Genomic DNA, 11790 nt, shown 5'->3' with positions numbered 1-11790 from the left:
GACCCTGAACTGGTTCGTGAGTTCACCAGAAGCTAAATTTGCTTACTCGGTGAACATCACGTCGAGCGGGAGATGTGCTTTGACAATCGGTGATTTGAGCACGACGAAGCTAAAATATTTATCGATGCCGACATCCATATCGATCAGACGCTCCATGATCGTCTGATACTCGACAATTCCGGCGGTGACAAATTTCATAAGATAGTCGTAGCCGCCTGAAACCAGATGGCATTCTATAACAGAATCGATCTTCTCAACTGTTGCCAGAAAACGAGCAAAATCGATCTGCCTATGGTTTTTGAGCGTGATTTCGGTGAAAACCGTCAGCGTCTGACCAAGTTTCGAAACATTGATCTGTGCTGAGTATCCAGTGATATAGCCTTCAGATTGCAGTTTTTTCACCCGCATCAAGCATGGGCTGGGCGAAAGATTGACGAGTTCAGCTAGTTCGACATTGGTTATCCGTCCATTCTTCTGCATTTCGGATAGAATTTTAATGTCGATTTTGTCGAGCTTCATAGCAAACCACTTATGCTGTATTCTGAAATCAGATTATTATCTTTTTCGCCTCAAGCTGCAATCGTGCGATGTGCGGTTTTCCATATTCAGTGATCACGCGAAGCAGGCATGGTTTACACGCAATTATCGCCTGTCAAAACGACAGCAAACCATATGAAATTCTGTGTAAATGCAAACTCCGATGCACGCCTTGGCATGGGTCGCAGTAGGATATGCGAAACACTGGAGTCCCGCATATGTCTGCACCGCTATTGCACATCGAAACCAGCCCGAATTTGCCGAAAGAGGCTGACGTTGTTGTCATCGGCGGCGGCGTTGTCGGCGTATTTACGGCCTATTATCTTGCACGCAGCGGCGTGAAGGTTGCGCTCCTAGAAAAAGGGCGCATTGCAGCAGAACAATCGAGCCGTAACTGGGGGTGGTGTCGCCAGCAAAACCGCGATGTGCGTGAACTCCCGATGGCAACCAAGAGCCTTGATCTCTGGGATAAAATTGCCGAAGAAACCGGAGAAGATTCGGGCTTCAAGCGCTGTGGACTGCTATATCTCTCCCAAGATGAAGCCGAAATTGCAGGCTGGGCGCGCTGGCGCGATTTTGCAAAAACTGTCGGTGTTACGACCCATATGTTAAGCGGCGCCGAAGCTACCGAGCGAGGCAAAGCGACGGGACGCGCATGGAAAGGTGGCGTTTTCTCGCCGACCGATGGCATTGCAGATCCCTCGCGTGCGGTGCCTGTTGTGGCGCGCGGTGTCATGGCTGCTGGTGGAACCGTGCATCAGAATTGTGCAGCACGCGGCCTTGAACTGAGCGGCGGACGCGTCAGTGGTGTCGTGACCGAAGCCGGCACCATTCAAACGAAAACTGTTGTGATGTCAGGTGGTGCATGGGCGTCTTCTTTCTGTCATCAGTTGGGCGTGCGTTTTCCGCAAGCAGCCGTTCGTGCTTCGATCCTGTCGGTCGCGCCGGGTGCTGTTGGCTTGCCGGATGCTTTGCATACGTCACAAGTGTCGCTCACTCGCCGTCATGACGGTGGATATACGCTTGCAATCAGCGGACGCGCGCGCGTTGATGTGACACCGCAGCAATTGCGTTTCAGTCGTGAATTCATACCGATGTTCACGCGGCGCTGGCGCAGCCTCGCGCCCGGCGGCACTCAGGGCTGGTGCTCTGGCCACGAAACTCTGAGCAAATGGTCGCTCGACAAGATTACACCGATGGAAAAAAATCGTATTCTTGATCCTAAACCGGATGAGGGACAGATCAGCCTGACCTATCAAAGAGCACGGGATCTACTGCCGGAACTAGCAAAAACTCCGATTGCAAATCGTTGGGCGGGTTATATCGACAGCACGCCGGATGGTGTTCCGGCGATTGGTGAAATCGAAACCGTTCCGGGTTTTATTCTGGCGGCTGGCTTCAGTGGGCATGGATTTGGCATCGGTCCCGGCGCAGGCCGCATGATTGCCGATGTTATTTTGGGACGTGAGCCAATCGTCGATCCAAACCCCTATAAGCCTGAACGTTTGAACCGCAGCGCATGGGGCAAGGTCGCTGATTTTTAAAGCATTTCCAACAAAAGTGCGTGAGCTTTTTGCGCGGGATAATGCGTAGAGAAAAAGAGACTTTAGCGGTTTAGTTTTTCAAACCGCTTGAGCAACCGTTCACGCCGTAGGCGAGAAAGCCGTTGTATCCAGAAAATGCCGTTGAGCTGATCGATTTCATGCTGATGGCAGACGGCAAGAAATCCATCGGATTCTTCGGTTTGTTCAATGCCATCAAGGTCTTGATAACGAATCTTTATGCGTGCGTGGCGTTTAACTTCGTCCACCACGCCCGGCATTGAGACGCTGCCTTCCTGATGCTTGATTGTCTCGTCAGAAGCCCAGATTATTTCCGGGTTCGCATAAAACTGTGCGCCAGCTTCTTTTGAAAGCTCAAGCACGACAAGCCGCTTTGCAACCCCAATATGCGGTGCCGTGATGCCAATGCCGGGTGCCGCGCGCATCGTATCGAGAAGATCACCTGCGAGATCGCGTAAGGCCTGATCAAATATGATGACAGGTTCTGCCACTTCGCGCAGACGTTGATCGGGATATTTGACGATAAGGCGAACAGGCATAAGGCTTCTCGATTTGCTGTTAGGAATGCTGTAGCTAAGGCTTTCGGATTTCGCAAAGTGTTTTGGGTCAAATCAAGCTTGAATGATGAGCTTGATCGCAATCAGCCACATGATCGCTGCAATGAGCAGTTCCAGAATGCGCCATGATGATGGTTTAGCAAAGATTGGGCGAAGCCACGCTGCCCCATAACCAAGCGTGAAAAAAAACAGGAATGATGCGGTCACTGCTCCGGCTGAAAAGGAGAGCTCCTTACCGGGAAAGCGGGTCGAAATTGTACCAAGCAGCATCACCGTGTCGAGATAGACATGCGGATTGAGCCATGTGAGTGCAAGGCAGGTCATGAGTGTTTTCGTATGGGTCGAAGCGCTAATTTCCGACGATGCCAGCGCGCCCGACGATCGTATCGCCGAGTACAGGCTTTTTGCGCCGTACCAGAACAAAAATGCTGCCCCGCCATAGCGCATGACCGGGTCAAGCCATGGCATGACTAAGGCGATTTTCTGAAAGCTTGTTGCGCCCAATACGATCAGAAACGCGTCGGAGATGGCGCAGGCAAGAACCACCGTTAATACATGTTCTTTACGAAGCCCCTGCCTCAGAACAAAAGCATTCTGCGTTCCGATTGCAACAATCAGGCTCAGGCCCATCATCAGGCCGGTCGCGTAAACTGAACTACCTATCACTGTTAAAGCCCCGAATTGTCATTCTGGCTGTTGCTATCGCATTCAGAATGATTAGGCTAATTAATGCAACTTGTTCAAATTAAGAAAAACTAATCCATGCTTGATTATCCGGCATTGCGTGCTGTGACCAGTGTTGTTCAGACTGGCAGTTTTGAGAAAGCCGCCATCGCACTCAGCATCACGCCTTCGGCTGTTTCTCAACGCGTCAAGCATCTCGAAGAACGGCTTGGCGTGGTCCTTATTGTTCGCGGCAATCCTTGTGTGGCGACTGAAAAAGGCGAATGGCTTTGTCGCCATATGGAAAATGTCGGCATGCTCGAAAGCGAGCTTTTCAAACATTTGCCGTCGCTGGTTCGCGAAGAGGATGCTCAACAACGGGTGACGCTTCATATTGCAACCAATGCCGATAGTCTGGGTACATGGTTTGTGAAAGCCGTGTCCGGTTTTGCAAAACAGTCTCGATATTTGCTCAATATATCTGTTGATGATCAGGATCATACGGCGGAATGGCTGCAACGGGGGCGGGTACTCGCGGCCGTTACCAGTTTGGAAAAGCCCATACAGGGATGCCGTCGCCTTTCACTGGGCGCACTTCGCTATCGGGCGACGGCCAGTCCAGACTTTGTCGAACGCTATTTTGCGAAGGGCGTGACGCACGATGCTTTGATTGACGCGCCTGCGCTGACATTCAACCAAAAAGACAGGCTGCAATCACAGTGGATAGCGCAGGTTATGGGCCGCGACATTGCGCATCCAACGCATTGGTTGCCATCCACGCAGAGCTTTATCGAGGCAAGCCTGTCCAGCATGGGTTGGGGCATGAACCCGGAGCAACTGGTGAAAGAGCATCTGCAATCCGGGCGACTTGTCGAGCTTATTCCCGGTACGCCATTCGATATTCCGCTTTACTGGCAGATGAATAGGCTGGCCGCCGATCATCTGAACGAACTTACGCGCGAGGTTGTGCGTACAGCGAAAGCTGTTCTGATCGTGCGGTAGATGTCATTCTTTCTTTCGGAATGAAGAAGCATCGATATTGAGCTTTTGCAGGCGGGCATAAAGACTGCGGCGCGGCAATTGTAAGGCTTCCGCAGCATCTCCCACATCGCCATTGAGACGTGTGAGTGTGTCCTGCAAAATCTTGGTTTCAAATTGATCTAGTTGCTGATTGAGCGACAGGTTACTGGGTTCATTCGTCTGATCGAAGTTTAAACCAAGCACCACTTGCTTTGCAAAATTGCGCAACTCACGCACATTGCCCGGCCATTCATCGGCGTTAAGCCGCGTCTCTATTGTGGCATCAATGGTCGGCCGCGGCTGGCCAAATTGCTTTGCGGCCTCGTCGAGAAAATAAGCAAACAGAAGACCAATATCCTTGCGCCGTTCACGCAATGGCGGAATGCGCAGCCTTACGGTCTCTAACCTATAAAGCAGATCAGACCTGAATTTTCCTGCATGAACAGCACCTTCGAGTTGGCCTTTTGCGGCAGCAATAATCCGCAGATTGACCGCGCGCGGCTCACCTGAAACGCTTGGCAATTCACGCTCTTCGACAACGCGCAAAAGCTTGCCCTGCAAACTTGGCGACATGCTATCGATTTCATCGAGAAACAGCGTGCCACGATCAGCATCAAAAATGCGTCCGCGTTGAATGCGATTACCAAACAACACGTCATCGGCAATGACATCGGGTAGCGCTGCGCAATCGATCGCAACAAAGCCTCGGGAATGGCGGGCGCTCCAACGATGGAGGAGACGCGCGACCAGTTCTTTGCCGGTTCCGGTTTCGCCTTCAATCAGTACATCGACATCCACACTTGCAAGCTGCCGAATGGTTTCGCGTAAACGCACCATCACAGGTGTTTCGCCCAGCAAGGGAAAACCCTGTTCGGCTTCTGTTGCAGCTTTGCGCAAGCGACGGTTTTCGAGAACAAGCCGACGCATTTCCAGTGCGCGCCGCACGCTTGCAATCAGATGGTCAGCCGCAAAAGGTTTGGCAATAAAGTCGAAAGCACCTTTTTTGAGCGCTGCAACCGCCATGCCAATATCACCATGGCCGGTCATCAGGATCACCGGCAACTCGGGGTCGCGTGTGAGTAGCGCCTCCATCACGGCATGTCCGTCGATGCGCGGCATCCGAATATCGGTGACGACAATGCCGGGAAAATCGGCGTTGAGATTGGCAAGCGCCGACTGACCGTCGCCATAGGTCTCTATGTCGAGGCCTGCAATTTCAAAAGAATCGGCAAGGGCGGTACGAAAGGCCGCGTCGTCATCGACCAGCATGACGCGGAGTGGTTGAGCTTCCGTCATGGCCGTTTTGCTTTCTTTACTGTGGCTGAGAAGGCAGCGCCGCCGAGAGGTGATGGCACGATGCGCAATGTGCCTTCAAGTTCCGTCATGATGTCACGCGCTATGCCCAAACCAAGACCTAAGCCGTCAGGCTTTCCCGTCACAAAGGGGCTGAACAATTCATCGCCAATCGCCGGATCAATCCCTGGACCATTATCGGCAACGATTAGCGATACGTGTTCATTTGCTTTGGAAACAAGCAATGCAATGCGCGGTTCAGATTGATTTACGACGGCATCAACTGCGTTTTGCAGAAGATTGACCAGAACCTGTTCCAGTCGCACGCGGTTTGCCAAAACGCTAAAGTCGCAGACGTCTGGCATTTCGAGCATAATTCCGGCGGTGCGCAAGCGATCTCCCATGATGAGAAGCGTGCCCTCCATCAATTGATCAAGCGGGACAGTGCTAAGTTCGCCATGTCCGCGCCGTGCAAAACGCCGCATTTCCTGCGTGATCGAACCGATGCGGGATGTGAGTTCGATAGACGTGGAAAGATTGGCTGCAACCTTGTCGAGCTTGCCTTTAGCCAGATGATGCTGTGCATTTTCGGATAGCGTCTGGATGGTCGCCACAGGCTGGTTGATCTCATGCACGAGGCCTGCAGTGATTGATCCCAGCGAAGCAAGCCTGTTTGCCTGCTCCAGTTCTTCACGAGCTTTGCGAAAACGCTTATCGGAACGCTCACGTTCTGTTATTTCGGAACGAAGCTCCGATGTGCGCTCTGTGACCGCCGTTTCCAGTGCGATCCTGTCAGCAGCAAGACGTGCTGCACGCGTCACACGCCAGTAAATAGCACCTGCAAGCATCGCGACAATCAGCAATGCCGCCACTGCAATCAGCCTTGCCAGGTCCTGTGCGGCACGCATTGCGGGGCCGATGGCTTCGACATGCAGAAGCCTTAGTTCTGTTCCGGCAATTGGTTCGCTAACCGTGCGAAACTTTGCGCCTGTTGGACCGCGCATAATGCTTTCAGGTTCGAACGCGTAATGGCTTGGTTGCAGATCAGCGATTTTGAATTGTCCGCTTTGGGCAATTTTTTCGCGTTCGGCTGTGGAGATTGGTTCAAGTGAGCGGAGGTCTTCGGCCCTGTCGGTCGATGCCAGAATAATACCGCGCGGATCAACCACGAATGTTTGTCCAGGGTCGTTCGCCCATGTCTGAACAAGTCGATGAAACTCGAATTTGACAACCAAGACGCCCGCCGGATTAGCCTCGTCACCAATACGCTGCGCGAGAAACAGCCCGAACCGCCCGCTCAGATCTCCTATGGCGTAATATTCTGCTGCACCTGCAGCCATTGCACCCTGAAAATAGGGGCGGAAACCATAATTACGACCAACGAAACTTTCAGGCGTATTGGCGTTGGATGAAGCGATCACCGTGCCATCGCGCTTGATCACGTAAATGATCGGCGAGCCGATTTCGTCTGCAAGGAATTCCAGCTTTTTATTTAATCTTAAGGTCGCGTCCGGCAAACCGCCGGACAGCAAATCATGAAGGTCACTATATTCCTTCAGTACGACCGGAAGCAGGCGAAATTTGGCAAGCTCACTATCGATAAGCCGGGTCTGTTGTCGTGCAACAAGCCTTGCATCCTGGCCAAGGCGATCAAGCGCGCTGGCCTCTGTCCATGAACGTGCAGCCGCCCAAATGCCTGCTGTAAGCATGAAAACGAGCGCAACAAGTAGGACTTTGCCGGATTTCGGAGACACTGTCATTTGTGCAGGATTATGCATTAATTTAAAAAATGTCACGCAGATTTTTGCACGAATAGCTGGTGGGGGCTGTGGCAAAATTGTGAATAATATAACCAATTCAAGAGATTAAAATTTTTAGTCTCCTGTGCTGGCGATTAAAAATCCCGTCCGGCATCTTAAGCTCACTTCGAAATGGGAGTTTCGACGGGAGGAGCTAATCCATGCAACCACAAGAATATGATCTTTTTCCTGCTCGGCTTTCAAAAACAACAGCCGGGTTTTGCGTGCAACCGCGCATGACCGAAAATAATCAAAACACCCGGAAGCCTGTGTCCGCCCTGACGCGCTTATAATGGGTGAAACCTCAAAGACTGAGAGATTTGAAGGAGTGACCACATGGTCTCTATAACATCTGAACGGAGTGATGCGCCAAGCACCAATAGCCGTCTTAAATCCATTATCGGTGGATCGACGGGAAATCTGGTCGAGTGGTTCGACTGGTATGTCTATGCGGCTTTCACGCTCTATTTTGCACCGCACTTCTTTCCATCGGAAAGCCAGACTGCGCAGCTTCTAAGCGCTGCTGCGGTTTTTGCTGTTGGCTTCATCATGCGTCCGATCGGTGCATGGATCATGGGGATCTATGCAGATCGCAAGGGTCGCAAGGCTGGTCTTGCATTGTCCGTGACCTTAATGTGCGCGGGTTCACTGATCATTGCGCTGACACCCGGTTATGAAACCATTGGTATTGTCGCGCCCGCGCTATTGGTGCTTGCGCGTCTGATGCAAGGCCTGTCCGTTGGTGGTGAATATGGTGCGAGCGCGACTTATCTTTCGGAAATGGCCGGTAAGAGCCGTCGCGGCTTCTTTTCGTCCTTTCAGTATGTGACGCTTATTTCGGGCCAATTGCTGGCAATTCTGCTGCTGATTGTGCTGCAAAGAACCATGGAAACTTCGGCGCTTGAATCATGGGGCTGGCGTATTCCGTTCTTCATCGGCGCATTGCTTGCAGTCGTGGTTTTCTGGCTGCGTCGCGGTTTGGCTGAAACCGAAAGCTTCAAGAATGCGAAGGCGACGGACGCACCGAAGTCGGGCTTCTGGACGCTTATCAAGTATCATCCGAAAGAAACCGCGCTGGTCATGCTTCTGACCGCCGGTGGTACGCTCGCTTTTTATGCATATTCGATTTATATGCAGAAATTCCTCGTCAATACATCGGGTTTCAGCCGTGAAGTCGCAAGCCAGATCAATGCGATCACGCTGTTCATCTTCATGTGCCTTCAGCCTGTTGCTGGTGCTTTGTCCGACAAGATCGGCCGTAAGCCGCTGATGATCGCGTTTGGCGCGGCAGGCGTGCTGTTCACTTATCCGATCTTCTCCACACTTGAGCAAACGCGTGACCCTTGGGTTGCAGGTCTTCTCGTCATGGGCGCGCTGATTATCGTGACGGGTTACACCTCGATCAACGCAGTGGTTAAGGCCGAGCTTTTCCCTGCACATATCCGTGCGCTTGGCGTGGCTTTGCCCTATGCGCTTGCAAATACACTGTTCGGCGGCACGGCTGAATATGTGGCGCTGAGCTTCAAGAATGGTGGCTGGGAACGAGGCTTCTACTGGTATGTGACGTTTATGATCGGCATCTCGCTGATTGTGTATCTGCGGATGCGTGACACCAGCAAAGACAGCTTGATTACGGAAGACTAAAGCATTGTCTCCCAAAAGTGGGAACCGCCTTCGCGGGGAAATCAGTCCACTGGACTGATTTCTGATCCCGCTACGATGGGATAAAGACATGCGCAAAAAAACCAAAAATGCCGGGCTAAAAGTCCGGCATTTTTATAGGGTTGTCGCAAGCGTTTAAGATGTCGCTTTACGCTTATGTGTCAGCATCGGGGCATATTCTACAACATAGAGCCCGAATGCCAGCATCCATAAGAGCGCCGAACCTGCGAGAAATGTATGAAAGAAATTCGGCATCATTTCTGCAAAAGGACGCACCAGTGCAGAAAGAATAATGCAGAGATAAGCGATCTGTGTTGTAGGCGTTGCAGTTAGTGGTCTTCCTGTATGGCCGCGTGTTGCGCGGGTCATCACAGCAAGCATCATGCTGCCAATAACACCAACTGTCATGACATGAAGCGCTGAAAATGGATTTAGATGCCCAAGTGCTGCACATGCAATGGCGATGTAGCCTGCGGGCACGAAGGCATAGGCAAGATGCAGCACGAGCAGTATCTTTTCATGTGCGACAGACCAGCCACACCAGCGATAGAGCCTTATTGTGTGAAGCACTGCCGTTACGATCGCAAGAACTGCGGTGATCGTTGATTCAGGTGCGATAACCCAGGCAAGGCTTGCGAAGACCGCAACCACAATGCTCAGCCCATCATAGCGGTTGAAGGGAACTGGAAACTGGGTCGATCCCGTTTTGTTAAGCCAGTTGCGTGTGAAGCTTGGGATAATACGTCCGCCGATCAGCATAATCAGCAGCACATAGGCGCTCACGCCGATGCGGTTTGCCATGGCCACGTCGCCGCCCGACAGCGCAAGATAATGAAATGTCAGATTGGCGATTGTGACGATGCCGACCGCAATCAGAACCTTGAGGTTTTTCCACTGACGACCGGCAATGATTTCGCGCGCGCAAATGAAAAGCAGCATAGGCAGAAACAGGCTCTCAATCGCGACAGCCAGATAAAGATTGGTCATATCCGGATTGAGAAAAACGATGCGTCCGATAAGCCACGTGCCGAACAGGATCGCAAGGGGAGTGCCCGAAACCGGCAGTCTGCCGGTCCAGTTGGGCACAGCTGTCAGCAGAAAGCCTGCCAGAATAGCCGAAGAAAAGCCGAAGACCATTTCATGCGCGTGCCAGTTCAGCGCACCATAGGCTCCGCCGACTGATAGACCTAAAGTCAGCGACAAAATCCAGAGCAGCATGGCCAGAACGGCCCAGATGGCTCCGCCCAGAAAAAATGGGCGGAAACCATAACTAAAAATTGCCGGACCGGTCTTTTTGAAACCGCGGGCAATTGCGCCGCGGCGTTCGGAGGGCATCGCTGTGGGGGTGGCCAGCAGGCCTTCCTGTATTTTCATGACATCCTCTTATCTGACCGGTTGCAAGCAACTTTCAGGGATTTTTTACTTCGCGCTGGCAATTGCCTTTTCAAGACGTGCCTGAACGGGCTTTGGCTTTTTGGCCGCAACAATATCATCAAGGTTTGCCGGATTTTCGCCAACGACCAGCAGCGCAACCATGCCCATTGCATAATGCGGGGTGCATTTTACGAAATAAGCACCTTGTTCAGTGACGGTGAGCACGTAGTTTTCGTTGACCTTGCTTTTGAAGGCTTCAACGCCTTCCGGGATCATACCCTTGATCGACTCGACATTATGACCCTTGTCGGTGGGGATGAAAGTGATTGTGTCGCCGGGATTAGCTTTGATATAGCTTGGTTCGAAAACCATAGCGCCTTCAGCGCCCTTGTTGAGCATATGAACTTCAATGTTCTCAGCAAGTACAGGTGCTGCCATCATAAGGCTAAGGCCAGCGGCAGCGAACGAAATTGCAAATTTACGCATTTTTTTGATCTCCATAGCTGGCCCGGGCGGCCTCGCTAACGTGCCCAAGCGCCAGTCATAGAGAGTTTTAGAACGGCTCGAAGCGCATATCTTTGATTGAGATCAAACAGATCGGAATAGTGGAGGATAAAACTCAGTTATCTCGTTCAGCAATGTTCTTGAGGCGTTTCAAATCCCTTACCAGCAGTGATTTTCGCCCACCTTCAACCCAGCCTTTGCCCTGCCATTGGCTGATGATGCGTGAAACAGTATGAAGAGTCGTGCCGGTCAGTTCGGCAATATCCTGTCGGGAAACCGGAAAGTCGATGCGAATGCCGGTCTCTTCTTTGATGCCAGCTTCACGCGCAAGCCGGATGATTGCATGCGCGACGCGCTGCTCGACTTCTTGTGTGGAGATTTCACGGATACGGGAGTGCGCCGCATCCAGACGACTACCGATCATCTGCATGGTTTTAACGGCAAGGGTGGGATGGCGCGCCATGAAATCTGTCATGAGTTCCATTGGCCAGGCAAGCACGCTGCTGTCGACCAGAGCCAATGGGGTGCCGGGGTAATCTTTGCGGCCCAGTGCTAATGCAAAGCCAAAAAGATCGCCGGGATTGACCACGCGCACAATGAGCTGCTGCCCATCGGTTGTGACTTGAGTAACTTTCAGGCGACCATGTACCAGAATATAAAAAAGTTTTGCTTCTTCGCCTTGTTGGAAAACCGAGCGCCCCTGTGGGACCACTCTATGGGTTGATTGATCAAGAAGCTTGTCGAAAGCCTGTGCTTCCATGCCTGCAAAAACCGGCAGGTCACGCACCAGCGCCTTCAAGGATATGTCGGTGGTCATTG

Annotated in this window: 11 protein-coding genes; 3 read left to right on the top strand and 8 right to left on the bottom strand. The window is 52.0% G+C overall.

Annotated elements, in window-relative coordinates; translation table 11 throughout:
• Positions 1 to 42 precede the first annotated feature (42 nt).
• Entirely contained in the window at positions 43 to 519 is a 477-nt protein-coding gene (locus CEV31_RS16700; protein ID WP_094508510.1) for an Lrp/AsnC family transcriptional regulator, read from the bottom strand.
• A gap of 236 nt (positions 520 to 755) precedes the next feature.
• Between CEV31_RS16700 and CEV31_RS16695 the strand changes: the two genes are divergently transcribed.
• Positions 756 to 2081 carry an NAD(P)/FAD-dependent oxidoreductase gene (locus CEV31_RS16695; RefSeq protein WP_094508508.1) on the top strand — a complete coding sequence of 442 codons (1326 nt, stop codon included), beginning with the start codon at positions 756 to 758 and terminating at the stop codon, positions 2079 to 2081.
• A 62-nt stretch (positions 2082 to 2143) separates the two neighbouring features.
• Here CEV31_RS16695 and CEV31_RS16690 read toward each other — a convergent pair whose 3' ends face one another.
• Together CEV31_RS16690 and CEV31_RS16685 are read right to left on the bottom strand one after the other, a co-directional pair.
• Positions 2144 to 2638, bottom strand: a complete 495-nt coding sequence (locus CEV31_RS16690) for a peptide deformylase (RefSeq protein ID WP_094508506.1) — start codon at positions 2636 to 2638, stop codon at positions 2144 to 2146.
• A 72-nt stretch (positions 2639 to 2710) separates the two neighbouring features.
• On the bottom strand, positions 2711 to 3289 hold the full coding sequence (locus CEV31_RS16685) for a LysE/ArgO family amino acid transporter (RefSeq protein ID WP_210190941.1): 579 nt from the start codon (positions 3287 to 3289) through the stop codon (positions 2711 to 2713).
• Positions 3290 to 3418: 129 nt separating this feature from the next.
• On the opposite strand from CEV31_RS16685, the gene CEV31_RS16680 reads away from it, so the two are divergent.
• On the top strand, positions 3419 to 4321 hold the full coding sequence (locus CEV31_RS16680; protein ID WP_094508504.1) for a LysR family transcriptional regulator ArgP: 903 nt from the start codon (positions 3419 to 3421) through the stop codon (positions 4319 to 4321).
• Between the two features lie 3 nt (positions 4322 to 4324).
• Here the strand turns inward: CEV31_RS16680 and CEV31_RS16675 are convergent, their stop codons facing one another.
• Together CEV31_RS16675 and CEV31_RS16670 are read right to left on the bottom strand one after the other, a co-directional pair.
• Complete coding sequence (locus CEV31_RS16675) at positions 4325 to 5635, bottom strand: sigma-54-dependent transcriptional regulator (RefSeq protein WP_094508502.1); 1311 nt, start codon at positions 5633 to 5635, stop codon at positions 4325 to 4327.
• Positions 5632 to 7392, bottom strand: coding sequence for a sensor histidine kinase (locus CEV31_RS16670; protein WP_094508500.1), 1761 nt, complete (start codon positions 7390 to 7392; stop codon positions 5632 to 5634). Before CEV31_RS16670 ends, CEV31_RS16675 begins: the two co-directional genes overlap by 4 nt.
• A 375-nt stretch (positions 7393 to 7767) precedes the next feature.
• Here CEV31_RS16670 and CEV31_RS16665 point away from each other — a divergent pair, with 375 nt between their 5' ends.
• Positions 7768 to 9075, top strand: coding sequence for an MFS transporter (locus CEV31_RS16665; protein WP_094508498.1), 1308 nt, complete (start codon positions 7768 to 7770; stop codon positions 9073 to 9075).
• Between the two features lie 153 nt (positions 9076 to 9228).
• Here CEV31_RS16665 and CEV31_RS16660 read toward each other — a convergent pair whose 3' ends face one another.
• The 3 genes from CEV31_RS16660 to CEV31_RS16650 all read right to left on the bottom strand — a co-directional run bounded on the left by CEV31_RS16660 (position 9229) and on the right by CEV31_RS16650 (position 11788).
• Positions 9229 to 10467: an NnrS family protein gene (locus CEV31_RS16660; protein WP_094508496.1), complete on the bottom strand. Its 1239-nt coding sequence runs from the start codon at positions 10465 to 10467 to the stop codon at positions 9229 to 9231.
• Positions 10468 to 10512: 45 nt separating this feature from the next.
• Entirely contained in the window at positions 10513 to 10953 is a 441-nt protein-coding gene (locus tag CEV31_RS16655; RefSeq protein WP_094508656.1) for a pseudoazurin, read from the bottom strand.
• Positions 10954 to 11086: 133 nt separating this feature from the next.
• Positions 11087 to 11788, bottom strand: coding sequence for a Crp/Fnr family transcriptional regulator (locus CEV31_RS16650; protein WP_094508494.1), 702 nt, complete (start codon positions 11786 to 11788; stop codon positions 11087 to 11089).
• Between the last annotated feature and the right edge of the window lie 2 nt (positions 11789 to 11790).

This window comes from Brucella thiophenivorans, from assembly GCF_002252445.1.
Classification (GTDB): Bacteria; Pseudomonadota; Alphaproteobacteria; order Rhizobiales; family Rhizobiaceae; genus Brucella; species Brucella thiophenivorans.
The sequence above is the reverse complement of the archived record's forward strand: the minus strand, read 5'-3'. Positions and strand labels throughout refer to the sequence as shown.

Bases quoted from the DNA above. Each gene is read 5' to 3' on its own strand.
- CEV31_RS16660 (WP_094508496.1), bottom strand. From the start codon at position 10,467: ATGAAAATACAGGAAGGCCTGCTGGCCACCCCCACAGCGATGCCCTCC.
- CEV31_RS16650 (WP_094508494.1), bottom strand. From the start codon at position 11,788: ATGACCACCGACATATCCTTGAAGGCGCTGGTGCGTGACCTGCCGGTT.
- CEV31_RS16695 (WP_094508508.1), top strand. From the start codon at position 756: ATGTCTGCACCGCTATTGCACATCGAAACCAGCCCGAATTTGCCGAAA.
- CEV31_RS16675 (WP_094508502.1), bottom strand. From the start codon at position 5,635: ATGACGGAAGCTCAACCACTCCGCGTCATGCTGGTCGATGACGACGCG.
- CEV31_RS16680 (WP_094508504.1), top strand. From the start codon at position 3,419: ATGCTTGATTATCCGGCATTGCGTGCTGTGACCAGTGTTGTTCAGACT.
- CEV31_RS16665 (WP_094508498.1), top strand. From the start codon at position 7,768: ATGGTCTCTATAACATCTGAACGGAGTGATGCGCCAAGCACCAATAGC.
- CEV31_RS16655 (WP_094508656.1), bottom strand. From the start codon at position 10,953: ATGCGTAAATTTGCAATTTCGTTCGCTGCCGCTGGCCTTAGCCTTATG.
- CEV31_RS16685 (WP_210190941.1), bottom strand. From the start codon at position 3,289: ATGATGGGCCTGAGCCTGATTGTTGCAATCGGAACGCAGAATGCTTTT.
- CEV31_RS16700 (WP_094508510.1), bottom strand. From the start codon at position 519: ATGAAGCTCGACAAAATCGACATTAAAATTCTATCCGAAATGCAGAAG.
- CEV31_RS16690 (WP_094508506.1), bottom strand. From the start codon at position 2,638: ATGCCTGTTCGCCTTATCGTCAAATATCCCGATCAACGTCTGCGCGAA.
- CEV31_RS16670 (WP_094508500.1), bottom strand. From the start codon at position 7,392: ATGACAGTGTCTCCGAAATCCGGCAAAGTCCTACTTGTTGCGCTCGTT.